Genomic DNA, 17,638 nt, shown 5'->3' with positions numbered 1-17,638 from the left:
AGTCTAGGGAACGCTCACCAAACCCAGCGGGCCGTACCCGACGACCCAAGGTGAGCGTGTGGCCGACGGGTGTGAGCGAAGCCCGCACCCGTCGACCGCGCGCTCACATGTCGCGGCTCGCCGGGCAGGGACCGGCGAGCCCCGGGAGCGCCGAGCGAAGCCCGGCGCCCCCGGCAACAAGCACAGCGGGGCAGGTCACCCACGAACAACGAGTCCCCGAGAAGTACGACCTTGAACCCCCTAGAGCACGTCTCCCGAGCCTCCGGCGCGCAACGCGTCGACGACCGACTTCACGCGCTGGGCGTGCTCGCTGGTGGTGACCAGCAGGGCGTCGGGGGTGTCGACCACGACGATGTCGCGCACGCCGATCAGGCTGATGACGCGCTTGGACTGGGAGACCACGATGCCGCTGGAGGAGTCGGAGAGCACCCGCGCGTTCTGGCCCAGGATGGCGAGCTCGCTGCCCCGGCCGGAGCTGTGCAGCTTGGCGATGGAGGCGAAGTCGCCCACGTCGTCCCAGTCGAAGTCGCCCGGGATGACGGCGAGGATGCCGGCGGCGGCGGCCGGCTCGGCGACCGAGTAGTCGATCGCGATCTTCTTCAGCGTCGGCCAGACGCGGTCGACGACCTCACCGCGCTTGGGGGTGTCCCAGGCCTCGGCCAGTTCGATCAGGCCGGCCAGCAGTTCCGGCTCGGTCTGGCCGAGCTGCTCGAGCAGCTTGTCGGCGCGGGTGATGAACATGCCCGCGTTCCAGAGGTACTTGCCCGACTTGAGGTAGCGGCGGGCGGTCGCGAGGTCGGGCTTCTCGACGAAGTTGTCGACCTTCAACGCGGTGGCGGCACCCTCGATGCCGAGCGGCTTGCTGGTGTGGATGTAGCCGAAGCCCACCGCGGCATCCGTCGGGGTGATGCCGATCGTGGCGATGTAGCCGGCGTCGGCCACCAGCACAGCCTGCTTCACGGCCGCGCGGAAGCGGTCGGGGTCGGTGATGACGTGGTCGGCGGCGAAGGAGCCGATGATCGTGCCGGGCTCGCGGCGCTCCAGGATGGCGGCGGCCAGACCGATGGCGGCGGTCGAGTCGCGCGGCTCGCTCTCCAGCACCACGTTGTGGTCGTGCAGGTCGGGCAGCTGATCCTCGACGGCGGCGCGGTGGGCGCGGCCGGTCACCACCATGATCCGCTGCTCGCCGGCCAGCGGGGCGAGCCGGTCCCAGGTGTCGCGCAGCAGGCTCTGGCCCGATCCGCTCAGATCGTGCAGGAACTTCGGCGCGTCCGCGCGCGACAGCGGCCACAGCCGCGAGCCGATCCCCCCGGCGGGGATCACGTTGTAGAGCCGCTCGAGCGGCGAAGGAGTCGAAGTCATGAGCGACAGCCTAACGGGGCGCGAAAACGGGACCCTGAGTCCCGTGTCGGCGCCCCGGAGAGCGGGGCATCCGCTGGTCGGCCGCCGCTCATCCCCCGGTCACCTGCGGGCCACCATCAGGCCACCCCGCCTTCCTAGCCTGAGGGCGTGGCCGGATGCGGTCAGCCGACGAACACGGAGGCACCTCATGCGAGTAGCCGTTGTCAGCGAGAGTTTCCTTCCCACCGTGAATGGCGTCACGGGCAGTGTCTGCAAGGTGCTCGACCACCTCGCCGACACCGGCCACGAGGCCATCGTGATCGCCCCCGCCGCCGGTTCACCGGCGAGTTACCGCGGGTTTCCCGTCTACCAGGTGCCGGCCGTGGCGTACCGACAGTTCCCGGTGGGCATCCCGAACGCCCAGGTCGCCCGACTGCTCGCCCGCTTCCAGCCCGACGTGCTGCACGCCGCCTCCCCCTTCCTGCTGGGGGCGCAGGCCATCGCCGCGGCCAACCGGCTGGGTGTGCCCTCGGTGGCGATCTTCCAGACGGATGTCGCGGGCTACGCCCGCCGCAACCGCCTCGGCTCGGCGTCGAAGTTCGCCTGGCGCTTCGTGCGCTGGATCCACGACGGCGCCGACCTCACCCTCGTGCCCTCCAGCGCCTCCCAGCACGACCTCGAGAAGGCGGGTGTGCAGCGCATCGCCCGCTGGGGCCGCGGCGTCGACCTCGAGCGTTACCACCCCAACCACCGTGCGCGGCCCACGGCCCAGGCGCTGCACGCGCTGCTCTCGCGCGACGGCCGGGACGCGGTCGTGGGCTACGTCGGCCGGGTCGCCCCCGAGAAGGGCCTCGAGCGCCTCGCCGCCCTGCGCGGGATGAAGGGGATGCAGCTCGCGATCGTGGGCGACGGGCCGAGCGACGACAGCATCCGGAGCCTGCTGCACGGCATGCCGGCCACCTTCCTCGGCCGGCTGTCGGGCGCCGACCTCGCCGACGCCTACGCCGCCTTCGACGTGTTCGTGCACACCGGCACGGAGGAGACCTTCGGCCAGACCCTGCAGGAGGCGCACGCCGCCGGACTCCCGGTGATCGCCCCCGCGGCGGGCGGCCCGATCGACCTGGTCCGTCACGGCGAGAACGGCTACCTCTTCGACCCGGCCGACGCCGACGACTTCCGGATGCGCGTGGGCTCGCTGGTGGGCGACCCGGCGCTGCGGCTGCGGATGGGCGAGACCGGACGACGCACGGTGATCGGCACCTCGTGGAGCTCGGTGTGCGAGGAGTTGATGGGCCACTACCGCTCGGTCATCGCCTCGCGGCCTGTGCGGACGGCGCTCGCGCGACGCACTCCGGCCGGCTCACACGCCTGAATACAGTCGGGTATGCAGAGGGCGTCTCGCCCTGTGATCACGCGGAATTCGCGCCATCCGGGTCCTGTATACAACTTAGGTTCGCCTTACAAGCCATTCCGGGTTTCTGGGCGTAGACTCACAAAGGTCGTCGACCGAGTTCTCGCCATTCGCGCGGGGGCGGTGGCGGCCTCGACTGAAGCCAAGGAGGGTTGTTCATGCCTGAGAATTCGGCAGGGACGATGACGCCGAGGCGGCCAGCAGGCACTCTCTACCGCGGCCGCGAAGGCATGTGGTCGTGGGTGCTGCACCGCATCACGGGCGTAGCGATTTTCTTCTTCCTACTCGTGCACGTGCTCGACAGTTCGATGGTGGCTGTCGCTCCGGGCGCGTACAACGCGGTGATCGACACCTACAAGAACCCCCTGATGGGCCTCGGTGAGACCGCGCTGGTCGCCGCCATCGTGTTCCACGCCTTCAACGGCATCCGGATCATCCTGATCGATCTGTGGAGCAAGGGCACCAAGTACCAGCGGGTCATGTTCTACGTGGTGATCGGGCTCTGGGTGGTGGCGATGCTCGGCTTCGCCCCGCGCCACCTGATCAACGTGTTCAGCGAGATGGGGCACTGATGTCGACGACGATCCAGAGCCCTCGCGCCCCGTTCTCCGTTCCCCGCAAGCGCGGTGTGAACTGGGAGAAGTGGGGCTGGATCTACATGCGCGCCTCGGGCGTCGTGCTGATCATCCTGATCTTCGGCCACCTCATCGTGAACCTGTTGCTGGGCGATGGCATCAAGAGCATCGACTTCGCCTTCGTGGCCGGCAAGTGGGCGAGCCCCTTCTGGCAGGTCTGGGACCTGCTGATGCTGTGGCTAGCCTTCATCCACGGCGGCAACGGCATGCGCACCATCGTGAACGACTACGCCACGAAGCCTCTGACGCGCAAGATCCTGCTCGGCGCCATCCTCGTCTCGGTCGTGGCCGAGATCGTGCTCGGCACCGTGGTGATCTTCGCGTTCGACCCGTGCCCCGCGGGCGGCCCGGCAGACCTGCTGCCGTCGTTCTGCCCCGTCAACCAGTAGTCCCCTAGCAACGACGTGAGTGAATCCGTGACCCAGTTCGAAGACGGCGCCGTGATCGACGGCGTGACCTACCACCAGTTCGACATCGTGATCGTCGGCGCCGGCGGCGCGGGCATGCGTGCGGCGATCGAGGCGGGGCCGAAGGCGAAGACCGCGGTCATCTCCAAGCTCTACCCCACCCGCTCGCACACGGGTGCGGCGCAGGGCGGCATGGCGGCGGCGCTCGCCAACGTCGAGGAGGACAACTGGGAGTGGCACACCTTCGACACCGTCAAGGGCGGCGACTACCTGGTCGATCAGGATGCCGCCGAGATCCTGGCGAAGGAGGCCATCGACGCGGTCATCGACCTCGAAAACATGGGTCTGCCCTTCAACCGCACCCCTGAGGGCAAGATCGACCAGCGCCGCTTCGGCGGTCACACCCGCGACCACGGCAAGGCGCCCGTGCGCCGGGCCTGCTACGCGGCCGACCGCACCGGTCACATGATCCTGCAGACGCTGTTCCAGAACTGCGTCAAGCTCGGCATCAACTTCTACAACGAGTTCTACGTGCTCGACCTGGTGATGACGAACGTCGACGGGGTCGACAAGCCTTCGGGCGTGGTGGCCTACGAGCTCGCCACCGGCGACATCCACGTCTTCCAGGCCAAGGCGGTCATCTTCGCCACCGGCGGCTTCGGCAAGATCTACAAGACCACCTCGAACGCCCACACCCTCACGGGCGACGGCGTCGGCATCGTCTGGCGCAAGGGCCTGCCGCTGGAAGACATGGAGTTCTTCCAGTTCCACCCCACGGGCCTGGCCGGCCTCGGCATCCTGCTCACCGAGGGAGCGCGAGGCGAGGGAGCGATCCTCCGCAACGCCTCCGGTGAGCGCTTCATGGAGCGTTACGCCCCCACCATCAAAGACCTCGCACCGCGTGACATCGTCGCCCGCTGCATGGTGCAGGAGGTGCAAGAGGGCCGCGGCGCCGGGCCGCACAAAGACTACGTACTGCTCGACTGCACGCACCTCGGCGCCGAGGTGCTCGAGACCAAGCTCCCCGACATCACCGAGTTCGCCCGCACCTACCTGGGTGTCGACCCGGTCGTCGAGCCGGTGCCCGTGATGCCCACGGCGCACTACGCGATGGGCGGCATCCCCACCAACATCAAGGCCGAGGTGCTGAGCGACAACGACACCGTGGTGCCGGGCCTCTACGCCGCCGGCGAGTGCGCCTGCGTCTCGGTGCACGGCTCGAACCGTCTGGGCACCAACTCGCTGCTCGACATCAACGTGTTCGGCAAGCGCAGCGGCAACAACGCCGCCGAGTACGTGCAGACGGTCGACTTCACGCCGCTGCCGGCCGACCCGGCCGCCGCGATCATCTCGCTGGTCGCCTCGCTCCGCGACTCCACCGGAACCGAGCGCATCTCGGCCATCCGCAAGGAGCTGCAAGACGAGATGGACAAGAACGCGCAGGTGTTCCGCACCGACGAGTCGCTGGCATCCGTCACCGCCACGATCCACCGGCTGCGTGACCGCTACCGCAACATCCAGGTTCAGGACAAGGGCAAGCGGTTCAACACCGACCTGCTCGAGGCGATCGAGTTGGGCTTCCTGCTCGATCTCGCCGAGGTCGTCGTGTTCTCGGCGCGCAACCGCCAGGAGAGCCGTGGTGGCCACATGCGCGACGACTTCCCGAAGCGCGACGACGACACCTACATGAAGCACACGATGGCGTATCTCTCCGGAGACCCGCATTCCAGCGACGCCGCCGACCACATCCGACTCGATTGGAAGCCCGTGGTCATCACGCGCTACCAGCCGATGGAGAGGAAGTACTGATGACCCTCGTAGCCGACGCCCCCGCCTCCGGTCCCGCCCCCGAGGCGCCGATCGAGGCCTTCACCGTCACGCTCATCATCCGTCGCTTCGACCCCGACGTCGACGACGAGCCGCGCTGGCAGGACTTCGACGTGCAGATGTACGCGACCGACCGCATCCTCGACGCCCTGCACAAGATCAAGTGGGAGCAGGACGGGTCGCTCACGTTCCGCCGCTCGTGCGCGCACGGCATCTGCGGCTCGGATGCGATGCGCATCAACGGCCGCAACCGCCTCGCCTGCAAGACGCTGATCAAAGACCTCGACATCACCAAGCCGATCTATGTGGAGGCCATCAAGGGCCTGCCGCTGGAGAAGGACCTGGTGGTCGACATGGACCCGTTCTTCGAGTCGTTCCGCGAGGTGCAGCCGTTCCTGCAGTCGAACACCGCGCCGCCGAAGGACAAGGAGCGCATCCAGTCGGTCGCCGACCGCGCCCGCTTCGACGACACCACCAAGTGCATCCTCTGCGCCGCGTGCACCTCGTCGTGCCCCGTGTTCTGGACCGACGGGCAGTACTTCGGCCCCGCCGCGATCGTGAACGCGCACCGCTTCATCTTCGACTCGCGCGACGAGGCGGCGCAGACCCGCCTCGACATCCTGAACGACAAGGAAGGCGTGTGGCGCTGCCGCACCACCTTCAACTGCACCGACGCGTGCCCCCGCGGCATCCAGGTCACGCAGGCCATCGCCGAGGTCAAGCAGGCCATCATGCGAGGCAAGCCCTAGCGCCTGCCCCGCCTCTGCCGCCCTGCGGCGAACGACGGAGCCTCAGCCCACCTTCGGGCTGAGGCTCCGTCGTTTCCACCGCTCGGCACATTCCTCCGTCGGTACCGCAGCCGGAACCCGTCTACACAGGCTCGTATCGCCGGGGTGTTCTCCACAGATTCCGGACGTGACGCCCTGCTCGTCGCCTACGGCGCGACCATTGCGGCATGCAAAGACTCCTGCCTGAAGTGGCCTCGGTGCCGGTCCTGCGCCGGTTGGGCTTCACCGAGCGTGCCGTCCTCGACCTGTGCCGGAACGAGTCCCTCATCCGTGTGCGGCGGGGCTATTACGCGCGGCCGGATGCTCGCATCGACGTGGTTCGTGCCGTTCGACTCGGAGGCCGCCTCACGTCGTATTCCGCGTTGCGGGAGCTCGGCGCCTGGTGTCCTCCCGACGACGAACGGCTTCACGTCGCCGTGGATGCCCACGCCCGAGCACTTCGCGATCCCGACACGGGAGCTCCCTTCCGGGAACGGCCCGACGTGGCGGTGCACTGGAAGACGGGGGTGGTCGGTTCCCTCCGCTCCGACCCGATCGTTCCGATCGCCCGCGCCATCCGGCACCTTCCGAGCGACCTCGACCCCGCCTTCACCGTGGCCGTGCTCGACTCCGTGCTGCGCGGTCAGCTCGCCACCCGCCGCCAGTTGATGGCCGAGTTCTCAACGGTCCCCCGTCTCGGGCAGGCGCTTCAGCGAACGGATGCGCGAGCCGAGTCGGGCACGGAGTCCATTGCACGCGTGCGGCTCCGAGAGGCCGGCATCGACGCCCGACTCCAGGTGCGCATGCCGCCCTACCGCGTCGATCTGCTCATCGCCGGCCGCCTGATCGTCGAAGTGGACGGCAAGGAGTTCCACGACTCGGAGTCCACCTTCGAGAGCGACCGGCGCCGCGCGGCGGAGCTCACCCGCCGCGGCTATCGCGTGCTCCACTTCAGCTACTCCCAGGTCATCTACGAGTGGCCCCGCTGCCTCGCCGCGATCCTCGCGGCCCTGGCCGACCTGTGACGGCGCCCACACCGCGATCCGCAACGACGGAGAGTCGCGGTCGATTCGGACTCACGATCCGTCGTTGGCGACGCGCAGCTCCGAACTCCGTCGTTATGCCCCGCCCCCACCGCCGAGCGGGCGGCAGGGGCGCGGCCGTTCTAGGCTCAGAGGATGAGCGACGAGCGGGGCACAACGGCGGGCGACACGGATCCGCGCGACACGAAGACGCGCGAGGCGAAGCCGCGGGGAGCCGCGGCGAAGACGGGGACCGAGGCGAAGGCGGGCGGCGACCCGACAGGGGGCACCGCGGTGAAGGACGACAAGGCGACCACGAAGGTGGAGGCGGGGAGGCCGGCGGCGGTCGAGATCGAGAAGAAGGGCGAGGATACCCAGAAGCCCGCGAGCGGGATCGCCAGGCTGATCGCGTGGGTGATGGCGCTGCGGCCCGTACGGGTGTTCCTGCGGTTCGGGGCCAGCGGCGGCGAGATCATGGCGTCGGGGATGTCGTTCCAGGCCGTGTTCGCCATCTTCGCGGGCATCTGGGTGGGGTTCTCGATCTTCGGCATCGCGCTCGCCGGGAATCCGGCGCTGATGGATGCCGTGGTCGCGCAGCTGAGCAACGCGATTCCCGGGCTGATCGGCGAGGGCGGGGCGATCGATCCCGAAGCGCTCTCTCAGGCCCGCATCCTCGGCTGGACCGGCGCGATCGCGCTGGTCGGCCTGGTGCTCACCGCCATCGGCTGGCTCGCCTCGACCCGCGACTCCATCCGCCGCCTGTTCAAGCTCGACCCGCCGAGCACCAACCCCGTGTTGCTGAAGGTCAAGGACTTCGGGCTGGCGCTCGGCTTCGCGGTCGCGATCGTGCTCTCCTCGGCAGTGAGCCTGGTCAGCAACCAGGGTCTCGGGCTCGTCTTCGACCTGCTCGGCGTCGACAACCAGTCGCCGTTCGCGCTCATCATGGCCTGGCTCCTCGGCGTGGTGGTGGTGTTCGCATTCGACAGCTTCGTGCTCGGGATCGCCTTCCGGGTGCTGTCCGGCGTCAAGATCCCGAGGCGGCGCCTGATCGCCGGCGCCACCATCGGAGGCGCCGCCCTCGGCGTGCTGAAGATCCTCGGTTCGCAGCTGCTCGGCGGTGCCACCTCGAACCCCCTGCTCGCCTCGTTCGCGGTGATCATCGGCATCATGATCTTCCTCAACCTGGTGTGCCGCGTCATCCTCATCTCGGCGACCTGGATCGCCGTCGGGATGGACGACGCCGGCATCGATGCCCGCTCGCTCAGCCCCGAGCAGCAGCAGGCCGAACGCGAACGGTCGGTCGCCGAGGCACGCGACGTGCTCATCTCGGCCGAGCGGCAGCGCCTCCAGGAGCAGCTCGCCACCGAGCACGGCCTGCGCCGCCGCCGCGTGCGCAAGCAGCTCGAGAAGCTCGACGAACTCGACGAGGCCGAAGAGCTGAAGCTGTCCAAGCGCCGCTGAGCGGAGGCGGATGCGCCGCCCGGCCGGAGCGGATGCGAACGTCCGCGAGGGCGGGAGACGGATGCCCCGGCCGGTGTCCGGGGTCGCCGGTACAGTAGGATCATGCCCTCGAAGCCCCTCAGAATCGCCTCCGTGAACGTGAACGGCATCCGTGCCGCCTACCGCAAAGGCATGGGTGACTGGCTCGAGGCACGCGACGTCGACATCCTCGCCATCCAGGAGGTGCGGGCGCAGACCGAAGACGTCGAGGCGCTGCTCGGGCCCGACTGGAACATCCTGCACGATGCCGCCACGGCCAAGGGCCGCGCCGGTGTGGCCCTCGCCAGCCGCGACCGCGCGAGCATCCACCGGGTCTCCTTCGGCGCCGACGACTTCGACAGCGCCGGCCGCTGGCTCGAGGCCGACTACGAGTGGGGCGACAAGATCGTCACCGTGGTGTCCACGTACGTGCACTCCGGCGAAGACGGAACGCCCAAGCAGGTCGAGAAGTACAAGTTCCTCGACGCGATGCTCGAGCGCCTGCCCGCGCTCCAGGCGCACAACCCGCTCTCCGTGGTGATGGGCGACCTCAACGTCGGCCACCGCAAGCTCGACATCAAGAACTGGCGCGGCAACCAGAAGAAGGCCGGCTTCCTGCCGCAGGAGCGCGCCTACTTCGATCGCTTCGTGGGCGCCGAAGACGACCCCGCCTACAACGCCGGTGCCGGATTCGGCTGGGTCGACCTCGGCCGCCGCTTCGCCGGCGAGGTCGAAGGGCCCTACACCTGGTGGTCGCAGCGCGGGCGCGCCTTCGACACCGACACCGGCTGGCGCATCGACTACCAGCTCGCCGCACCCGAGCTCGCCGCCGCGGCGACGGGGTACACCATCGACCGTGCCGAGACGCACGACCTGCGCTGGAGCGACCACGCTCCCGTCGTCGTCGACTACCAGCTGTGACCCTTCGGCTGCGCCGCCGCCCCTGCGGCGCAGCGTCCCGCCGATCACCGGCTCTCCATCGAAACAGGACATCCACACCATGAACTCCCCCAAGCCCCGCCTGCTCTCCGGAATGCAGCCCTCCGCCGACTCGCTGCACCTCGGCAACTACATCGGCGCCCTGCTCAGCTGGAAGGCGCTGCAGGAGACCCACGACGCGTTCTTCTTCCTGGCCGACCTGCACGCGATCACCGTGCCGCAAGACCCGTCACAGCTGCGCGCGAACACCCGCCGCACCACGGCCCAGTACATCGCCGCCGGCATCGATCCCTCGCGCTCCACGCTCTTCGTGCAGTCGCACGTGCCGGCCCACGCCGAGCTCGCCTGGGTGCTCAACACCCTCACCGGCTTCGGCGAGGCGGCGCGGATGACCCAGTTCAAAGACAAGGCTGCCAAGCAGGGTCAGGATGCCGCATCCGTGGGCCTGTTCACCTACCCGATCCTGCAGGCCGGCGACATCCTGCTCTACCAGGCCGTCGACGTGCCGGTGGGCGAAGACCAGCGGCAGCACATCGAGCTCACCCGCGACCTCGCTACCCGCTTCAACTCGCGGTTCGGCGAGACCTTCACGGTGCCGAAGCCCTACATCCTGAAAGACACGGCCAAGATCTACGACCTGCAGAACCCGGCGTCGAAGATGTCGAAGTCGGCGGAGTCGCAGGCCGGCCTGATCTGGTTGCTGGATGAGCCGAAGGTCACCGAGAAGAAGATCATGCGGGCGGTCACCGACACCGACGGCGAGGTGCGCTTCGATCGCGAGACGAAGCCGGGCCTGGCCAATCTGCTCACCCTGTTCTCCATCCTCGACGGCCGCACCGTCGACGCCGTGGTGGAGGAGTTCGCCGGCGGAGGCTACGGCACACTCAAGAAGGCGCTCGCGGCGCTGGTGGTCGAGACGATCGACCCGATCCGCACGCGCACCCTCGAGCTGCTCGAAGACCCGGCCGAGCTCGACCACATCCTCGCCGTCAACGCCGACCGGGCCGAGACGGTCGCCCAAGAGACGCTCGCCACCGTGTACGACCGCGTCGGGTTCCTCCCCCGCCGGGGCTGAGGCCGGGAGCTCAGGCGTCCGGCGTCGCCCCCACGATCTCCTCGCGCACCCGCCGCAGGTCTTCCAGCAGCGAGCCGATCAGGATCCAGTGCGCCGGATCGGGCACGATCGTCTGCAACGGCGCCGTGAGCGCCGGCTCCTCCTCCTCTGCCCGCTCCGCCTCGCCCGGTGGCAGCTGGGTGTGCGACATCACCAGCCGCAGATCGTGCGCGGCCCGCCGCAGCTCCTCGCCGATGGCGGTGGCCGACAGCTCCTGGTGCAGGGTGTCGTCGAAGTGGTCGTTCAGCGCCCGCGCCATGCCCAGGATGCGCGTCAGCACGATCCCGAGCATCGCCTGCAGCTCGGCGTCGGCCGCCAGCTGGTCGCGCAGGTTCGAGCGGCGCGGGTTGAAGCGCAGACTCTCGGTCGCGGCATCCAGAGCCTTCTGCGCTTTGGCCTGCATGGGCCGCAGCAGTCGCGCCTCCACGAGCAGCTTCAGGCGGTACGGCTCGTCGGTCTGCTCGCTCAGCACCACCGCCAGGCCGTCCATCGTCGACGCGATCTCCCGGCCGAGGGCGGCCACGGCGTCGTGCGCCGGCTGCACGGCCAGCGGCGGCACGATCAACCAGTTGATCGCCACACCGATCACGGCGCCGATGATCGTCTCGATGATGCGCTCCACGGCGTAGCCGGGCGTCTGCGCGCCGATCGAGAGCACCAGCATCGCGCTGATCGGCACCTGCACGGTGGAGGACTGGGGCAGCCGCAGCACCCAGCCGATCAACAGCGACACCACGATCGCGGCGAGGATCAGCCAGCTCGGCGCCCCGAACACCAGCGAGGCCAGGTAGGCCACGACGACGCCGACGATCACGCCGATCGACCGCTCGATGCCGCGGCTGAGCGACTGGTTGACGCTCGGCTGCACCACGATGATCGCCGCGATGGCGCCGAACACGGGGATCTGGTTCGGGGCGATCAGCGAGCACAGCACCCAGGCGATCACGGCGGCGGCCGCCGTCTTCAATACCTGTAGCAGCGGCGTGCGTGCCGAGGTCTGGAAGGCGCGGGCCGGGGCGAGCGTGGCCCGGGCGACCGACCTCAGGCGTGAGGGCCGGGCACCACCCGGGTCGCCGGTTCCCGTTCCGTCTGTGCTCACGTCACCACAGTATCCGTCGCCCGCTCGGGAGCGCCCGACGGCCAGGAAGCCTCAGGACAGCGAGCTGGTCTTGCCCATCGTCTCGACCGACGCCGCAGAAGCCGCCGCAGCCGGCGTCGGCGCGGGCGCCTGCACCCCCACCCGGTGCTCCCCGAACACCCACACGCGGTACAGCACGAAGCGGAACACGGCCCCGAGCACCAGCCCGATCACGTTGCCTGAGATGTTGTCGGCCAGCAGCGAGGTGAAGTGCAGCACGTAGTGCGAGAACCACAGGCAGGCCAGGCCGATGCCCATGCCGGCGATGCTGACGGCGAAGAACTCCACGCTCTCGCGGAAGACGTCGGTGCGGCGGCGCTCCTTGAACGTCCAGTACCGGTTGCCGAGCCAGTTCACCAGGATGGCGAGCGTGGTCGAGATCAGCTTCGCGATCACGGGCCCGCCGTGCATGTGCCCCGGGTCCATGATCGTGGTGCGCAGCAGGTTGAACACGCCTACGTCGACGACGAAGCCCACTCCACCGACCAGGCCGAACCGGATGAACTCCGTGGCGAGAACTTGGAGGCGCGACCTCGTGACGGGGGCACTGCTCATGAATGGACTACCGTTTCTGACGTACGAAACTCGTGAAGAGAACTGTTCGTATCTTCCAGGGGAATGCTGAGCGTAACTGGGGAGAATGAACAGAAAGCATCGATACGATTTCCAGCGCTGCCGAACGTGGCCGCGCATGATCGATTGAGGGAACTGTGGCGAAGACTGTCGTGGTGATTCCGACCTACAACGAGATCGGGTCGATCTCCAGCATCGTAGAACGGATCTTCGCCGCCGAGCCGGCCGCGAACGTCCTGATCGTCGACGACAACTCGCCCGACGGCACCGGTGAACTGGCCGATCAGCTGTCGTCCGACGATTCCCGCGTGCACGTTCTCCACCGTACCGAGAAGAACGGTCTGGGCGCCGCGTACGGGGCCGGTTTCCGCTGGGCCCTTGACAAGGACTACGACTTCATCGTCGAGATGGACGCCGACGGATCGCACCAGCCCGAAGAACTGCCGCTGCTGATCGCCCTGCTCGAGAACGGCTGCGACATGGCGATCGGGACGCGGTGGATTCCGGGCGGCGTGATCGTGAACTGGCCGGCCCACCGCAAGTTCATCTCCCGCTCGGGAACGGCGTACGCCCGCATCCTGCTGCAGTCGAAGCTGCACGACCTCACCAGCGGGTACCGCGGTTTCCGCGCCGACTCCCTCCGTGCGATCGATCTGCAGACCGTGAACTCGCAGGGCTACTGCTTCCAGATCGAGATGGCCTGGCTGTTCGAACGCAGCGGAGCCCGGATCGGCGAGTTCCCGATCACCTTCGTCGAGCGCGCCGAGGGCGTGTCGAAGATGTCGACCGGCATCGTGGTCGAGGCTCTCGCCAAGGTCACCGGCTGGGGCCTGTCGAGCCTGGTGGGCCGCGCGCCCGAGCGTCTCGCCCTTCCGGCCGCAGGCTCCGCCGCCCGCTGACCCGCATCCCCGCACGTGACGCGATGCGTCGGGAATTGTCCGACGGTTCCTGCGTTGAGGTATAACTAGATGTAAGCAACGTGCTCCGGGGTCAGTGAGATTCTGAACCGGCGGTTATAGTCCGCGAGCCTCCGATCGATTGTCCGCAATCACCCGGTGGTTGACCTGGTGGAATTCCAGGACCGACGGTTATGGCGGGGTCGAAAGACCTCACCTCAGTCCGGATGAGAGGTAGCACGGGCGGGATACTCGACCTCGAGACCCCGCCGGCGCTTTTCGAGCGCATCCCCGGAGTCACGTCGGAAGACGAGGACGGGATGAGCACAGCGGGTACAAGCGCCGCCACGGCGGCCACGGCCACGCCCTCCGGTGCGCCGTTCCCGTCGCGGGCGGCCGAGGCGGACGCCATGCTCCGCGCCCTCGAACTCGCCCTGCGCGGCCCCCGCGCCGGCGTGAACCCGCAGGTCGGCTGCGTGCTGCTCTCCCCCGCCGGCGACCTCCTGGCCGAGGGCTGGCACCGCGGCGCGGGCACCCCGCACGCCGAGACCACGGCCCTCGCGGCCCTGGCCGATCCGTCGCTCGCCCGCGGTGCCACCGCCGTGGTCACCCTCGAACCCTGCAACCACCACGGCCGCACCGGTCCGTGCAGCGTGGCGCTGATCGACGCCGGGGTCGCGCGCGTGGTCTACGCCGTGGCCGATCCCGGGGCGGCCTCGCACGGAGGCGGCGAACGGATGCGCGCGGCCGGCATCGAGGTCGAGGAGGGCCTGCGGGCCGACGAGATCGAGGAGGCCATCCGCCCCTGGCTCACGGCGACACGCCTCGGCCGCCCCTTCGTCACCGTCAAGTGGGCGTCCAGTCTCGACGGCCGGGCCGCGGCGGCCGACGGCTCCAGCCAGTGGATCACCGGCCCACTCGCCCGCGCCGACGTGCACCGCCGCCGCGCCCACTCCGATGCGATCGTGGTGGGCACCGGCACCGTTCTCGCCGACGACCCGGCCCTCACCGCCCGGGAGGACGGCGCCGGCCTCTTCGAGCACCAGCCCGCGCCGGTCGTGATCGGCCGCCGCCCGGTTCCCGAGGGCGCCCGCGTGCGCCGGCACCCGCATCCGGATGCCCTGCGCCAGTTCACGTCGCGCGACCTGGACGCCGTGCTGCGAGAGCTCTACCGCGACGAGATCCGCTCCGTGTTCGTGGAGGGCGGGCCGACCCTGGCCAGCGCCTTCCTGGCCGCGGGGCTGGCCGACGAGATCGTGGTCTACCTCGCCCCCACCCTGCTCGGCGGCCCGCGCACCGCCCTCACCGACCTCGGAGTCGCCACCATCGGCGATCAGCGCCGCCTCACCGTCGGCGAGGTCACACGACTGGGCGACGACCTCGTGATCGTCGCGCGACCGGTCGCCGACGCGCCCACGAAGCCCACGCCTACGAAGCCCCTGGAGGATTAGACCGATGTTCACCGGAATCATCGAAGAGCTCGGCGAGGTGCTCGCCCTCGAGCAGACCGCGGATGCCGCCGTCATCACGGTGCGCGCCCCGCTCGCGGTGAGCGACGCCAAGCACGGCGACTCCATCTCGGTCTCGGGTGTGTGCCTCACGGTGATCGCGCAGACCGACGACAGCTTCACCGCCGACGTGATGGCCCAGACCCTCAGCATGTCGACCATCGGCGCGCTCGCCCCGGGCAGCCGGGTCAACCTCGAGCGGGCCGCTCAGGTGGGCGACCGCCTCGGCGGGCACATCGTGCAGGGTCACGTCGACGGCACCTCGACCGTGCTCTCGGTCACCCCCGGCGAGGCCTGGAGCGTGTTGCGCTTCACCCTCGGCGACGACCTGGCACCGCTCGTGGTGGACAAGGGCTCGATCGCGGTCTCCGGCGTCTCGCTGACCGTCTCGAACGTGGGCCGCGACGAGTCCGGCCAGGCCGGCGACGGTCAGCTCGGTGCCGGCCACTGGTTCGAGGTCTCCCTCATCCCCGAGACGCTCGCCGCCACCACGCTCGGCACCCTGCGCCCGGGCGACCGGGTGAACATCGAGACCGACATCCTGGCCCGGCACGTCGAACGTCTCGTGACGCTCGGCCTGGCCTCCCCGCGCTCACCCCAGACCCCTACCCCGAGGAGCGGATCATGACATTCGCCACCATGCCCGAGATCGTCGAAGCGCTGCGGGCCGGCCGGCCCGTGCTGGTCTCGGATGCCGCCGACCGTGAGAACGAGGGCGACGCCATCATGGCGGCCTCGCTCGCCAGCACCGAGTGGATCGCCTGGATGGTGCGTAACACCTCCGGTTACCTGTGCGCCCCCATGCCGGCCGAGCTGGCCGACAAGCTCGCCCTGCCGCCGATGGTCGTGAACAGCGAAGACACCCGGCGCACCGCGTACACGATCACGGTGGATGCCGCATCCGGAGTCACCACCGGCATCAACGCGCACGACCGCGCGCTCACGCTGAACCGCCTGGCCGACCCCGACTCGACCGCCGCCTCGTTCATCCGCCCCGGCCACGTGGTGCCGTTGCGCGCGGTCGACGGCGGCGTGCGCGAGCGGGCCGGGCACACCGAGGCCGCGGTCGAGCTGATGCGGGCCGCGGGCCTGCCGCCGGTGGGCGTGATCGGCGAGATGATCGCCGACGACGGATCGGCGATGCGGATGGACGAGCTCGACGCGATCGCCGAGCGCGACGGCCTGCTCATCATCACGATCGAGCAGATGATCGACTGGCTGAACGAGCAGGACGGGGGCGCGGCCGAGGAGTCGGGGGCCGCCGTCCTGGCCGCCGCGGCTCCGGATGCCGCCACCGCCGCCGCCGAGGCCGACGCCCTGGTCTCGGCCGCCGCCCGCCGCCCCTCCGGCGCCCCGCGCGTGCACTTCGAGGTGGAGACCTCGGTGCCCACCACGCACGGCACCCTGCGGATGCGCGCCTACCGCGACCTCGAGACCGGGGCCGACCACGTGGCCATCCTCTCCGGCGACCTCGCCGAGGGCATACCGCTCGTGCGTGTGCACTCGGAGTGCCTCACCGGCGAGGCCTTCGGCTCGCTGAAGTGCGAGTGCGGCCCGCAGCTGGACGCCTCGCTCGACCTGATCGCCGAGCACGGTGGCGCCGTCGTCTACCTGCGCGGTCACGAAGGCCGCGGCATCGGCCTGGTGAACAAGCTGCGCGCCTACCGGCTGCAGGAGGACGGGCTCGACACCCTCGACGCGAATGTGGCGCTCGGCCTGCCCGCCGACGCCCGCGACTACGGCGCCGCCTCGGCCATCCTCCGCGACCTCGGCGCCACCCGCGTGCGCCTGCTCACCAACAACCCCGAGAAGGTGCGCCAGCTCGAGGAGCAGGGGATCGCGGTGGACGAGCAGGTTCCCCTGGTCGTCGGCGCCGGTGAGTTCAACCAGCGCTACCTCGACACCAAGCGCGACCGGATGGGCCACATGCTGCCCTCCGCCGCCCTCTGACGCCCCTTCTTCCCGATTCGCCCCTTCCTTCCCGATTCGCCCCCTTCATCCCGATTCGCCCACCGAAAGGACACTCGCCCATGAGCGGTGCAGGAGCCCCCGGCCTCGATCTCGACCTCGACGGAACCGGCCTCAACATCACCATCGTCGCCGGAACCTGGCACACCGAGATCACCGACGGCCTGCTGGAGGGTGCCCGCCGCACCCTGGCGGCCGCGAACGTCACGGTCTCCGAGGTGCGCGTCGCCGGCAGCTTCGAGCTGCCCGTCGTCTCCAAGGCCGCCCTCGAGGCGGGGGCGGATGCCGTGGTCGCCCTCGGTGTGATCATCCGGGGCGGAACCCCCCACTTCGAATACGTCTCGGATGCCGCCACCAGCGGTCTCACCCAGGTCAGCATCCTCACCGGCAAGCCCGTCGGCTTCGGAGTGCTCACCCTCGACACCGAGCAGCAGGGCCTGGACCGAGCAGGTCTCCCCGGCTCCAAAGAAGACAAGGGCGCGGAGGCCGCCGAAGCGGCCATAGCCACCGCCCTCACCCTCAAGAAGCTGCGTTAGCTGCCGGTCGTCGAGTAGGGCCTGAGACAGGCCATTCTCGACACCTGTGTCTTTCCGAACGCTGTTCGTGGGGTGGG

General features: G+C 69.4%; 17 protein-coding genes and 1 riboswitch. Of the genes, 14 read left to right on the top strand and 3 right to left on the bottom strand.

What is annotated here, in order from left to right; translation table 11 throughout:
* Nucleotides 1–240: 240 nt before the first annotated feature.
* Nucleotides 241–1,362, bottom strand: a complete 1,122-nt coding sequence (locus ACN4JJ_RS03215) for a mannose-1-phosphate guanylyltransferase (RefSeq protein WP_440708456.1) — start codon at nt 1,360–1,362, stop codon at nt 241–243.
* A gap of 187 nt (nt 1,363–1,549) precedes the next feature.
* On the opposite strand from ACN4JJ_RS03215, the gene ACN4JJ_RS03210 reads away from it, so the two are divergent.
* From ACN4JJ_RS03210 to trpS, 9 genes are all read left to right on the top strand, one after another.
* The gene (locus tag ACN4JJ_RS03210; protein WP_440708455.1) at nt 1,550–2,713 is read left to right on the top strand and encodes a glycosyltransferase family 4 protein; all 1,164 of its coding nucleotides are present in this window, start codon (nt 1,550–1,552) and stop codon (nt 2,711–2,713) included.
* Nucleotides 2,714–2,910: 197 nt separating this feature from the next.
* Nucleotides 2,911–3,324, top strand: a complete 414-nt coding sequence (gene sdhC, locus ACN4JJ_RS03205) for a succinate dehydrogenase, cytochrome b556 subunit (RefSeq protein ID WP_291047995.1) — start codon at nt 2,911–2,913, stop codon at nt 3,322–3,324.
* Nucleotides 3,324–3,776 (top strand): succinate dehydrogenase hydrophobic membrane anchor subunit, encoded by a 453-nt coding sequence (locus tag ACN4JJ_RS03200; protein ID WP_291047997.1) that lies wholly within the window; start codon nt 3,324–3,326, stop codon nt 3,774–3,776. Before sdhC ends, ACN4JJ_RS03200 begins: the two co-directional genes overlap by 1 nt.
* Before the next feature lie 15 nt (nt 3,777–3,791).
* Complete coding sequence (sdhA, locus tag ACN4JJ_RS03195) at nt 3,792–5,603, top strand: succinate dehydrogenase flavoprotein subunit (protein ID WP_440708454.1); 1,812 nt, start codon at nt 3,792–3,794, stop codon at nt 5,601–5,603.
* Entirely contained in the window at nt 5,603–6,370 is a 768-nt protein-coding gene (locus ACN4JJ_RS03190) for a succinate dehydrogenase iron-sulfur subunit (protein ID WP_440708453.1), read from the top strand. The genes sdhA and ACN4JJ_RS03190 overlap by 1 nt, the downstream gene beginning before the upstream one ends.
* Nucleotides 6,371–6,576: 206 nt before the next feature.
* Entirely contained in the window at nt 6,577–7,413 is an 837-nt protein-coding gene (locus tag ACN4JJ_RS03185; RefSeq protein WP_440708452.1) for an endonuclease domain-containing protein, read from the top strand.
* Nucleotides 7,414–7,566: 153 nt separating this feature from the next.
* Nucleotides 7,567–8,871: a YhjD/YihY/BrkB family envelope integrity protein gene (locus tag ACN4JJ_RS03180; RefSeq protein WP_440708451.1), complete on the top strand. Its 1,305-nt coding sequence runs from the start codon at nt 7,567–7,569 to the stop codon at nt 8,869–8,871.
* 102 nt (nt 8,872–8,973) lie between these two features.
* Nucleotides 8,974–9,810: an exodeoxyribonuclease III gene (locus tag ACN4JJ_RS03175; RefSeq protein WP_440708450.1), complete on the top strand. Its 837-nt coding sequence runs from the start codon at nt 8,974–8,976 to the stop codon at nt 9,808–9,810.
* Nucleotides 9,811–9,889: 79 nt separating this feature from the next.
* Complete coding sequence (trpS, locus tag ACN4JJ_RS03170; protein WP_440708449.1) at nt 9,890–10,903, top strand: tryptophan--tRNA ligase; 1,014 nt, start codon at nt 9,890–9,892, stop codon at nt 10,901–10,903.
* Between the two features lie 10 nt (nt 10,904–10,913).
* Here the strand turns inward: trpS and ACN4JJ_RS03165 are convergent, their stop codons facing one another.
* Complete coding sequence (locus ACN4JJ_RS03165) at nt 10,914–12,041, bottom strand: FUSC family protein (protein WP_440708448.1); 1,128 nt, start codon at nt 12,039–12,041, stop codon at nt 10,914–10,916.
* Nucleotides 12,042–12,092: 51 nt separating this feature from the next.
* Nucleotides 12,093–12,635: a GtrA family protein gene (locus tag ACN4JJ_RS03160; RefSeq protein WP_440708447.1), complete on the bottom strand. Its 543-nt coding sequence runs from the start codon at nt 12,633–12,635 to the stop codon at nt 12,093–12,095.
* 170 nt (nt 12,636–12,805) lie between these two features.
* On the opposite strand from ACN4JJ_RS03160, the gene ACN4JJ_RS03155 reads away from it, so the two are divergent.
* The 5 genes from ACN4JJ_RS03155 (at nt 12,806) to ribH (ending at nt 17,561) form a co-directional block, all read left to right on the top strand.
* The gene (locus tag ACN4JJ_RS03155) at nt 12,806–13,552 is read left to right on the top strand and encodes a polyprenol monophosphomannose synthase (RefSeq protein ID WP_440708446.1); all 747 of its coding nucleotides are present in this window, start codon (nt 12,806–12,808) and stop codon (nt 13,550–13,552) included.
* A gap of 77 nt (nt 13,553–13,629) precedes the next feature.
* Nucleotides 13,630–13,793: riboswitch (FMN riboswitch) on the top strand.
* A gap of 166 nt (nt 13,794–13,959) precedes the next feature.
* Complete coding sequence (ribD, locus tag ACN4JJ_RS03150; RefSeq protein WP_440708783.1) at nt 13,960–15,000, top strand: bifunctional diaminohydroxyphosphoribosylaminopyrimidine deaminase/5-amino-6-(5-phosphoribosylamino)uracil reductase RibD; 1,041 nt, start codon at nt 13,960–13,962, stop codon at nt 14,998–15,000.
* Between the two features lie 4 nt (nt 15,001–15,004).
* On the top strand, nt 15,005–15,685 hold the full coding sequence (locus tag ACN4JJ_RS03145; RefSeq protein ID WP_440708445.1) for a riboflavin synthase: 681 nt from the start codon (nt 15,005–15,007) through the stop codon (nt 15,683–15,685).
* A complete protein-coding gene (gene ribA, locus ACN4JJ_RS03140; protein ID WP_440708444.1) occupies nt 15,682–17,007 on the top strand; it encodes a GTP cyclohydrolase II in 1,326 nt (441 codons plus the stop codon). Before ACN4JJ_RS03145 ends, ribA begins: the two co-directional genes overlap by 4 nt.
* An 80-nt stretch (nt 17,008–17,087) precedes the next feature.
* Nucleotides 17,088–17,561 carry a 6,7-dimethyl-8-ribityllumazine synthase gene (gene ribH / locus ACN4JJ_RS03135; RefSeq protein WP_291048026.1) on the top strand — a complete coding sequence of 158 codons (474 nt, stop codon included), beginning with the start codon at nt 17,088–17,090 and terminating at the stop codon, nt 17,559–17,561.
* Nucleotides 17,562–17,638: the final 77 nt, after the last annotated feature.

Origin of the sequence: Herbiconiux dendrobii (assembly GCF_052048175.1) — a bacterium.
Lineage (GTDB): Bacteria > Actinomycetota > Actinomycetes > Actinomycetales > Microbacteriaceae > Herbiconiux.
Note: the sequence above shows the minus strand (reverse complement) of the source record. Positions and strands in the feature narration are given on the sequence as shown.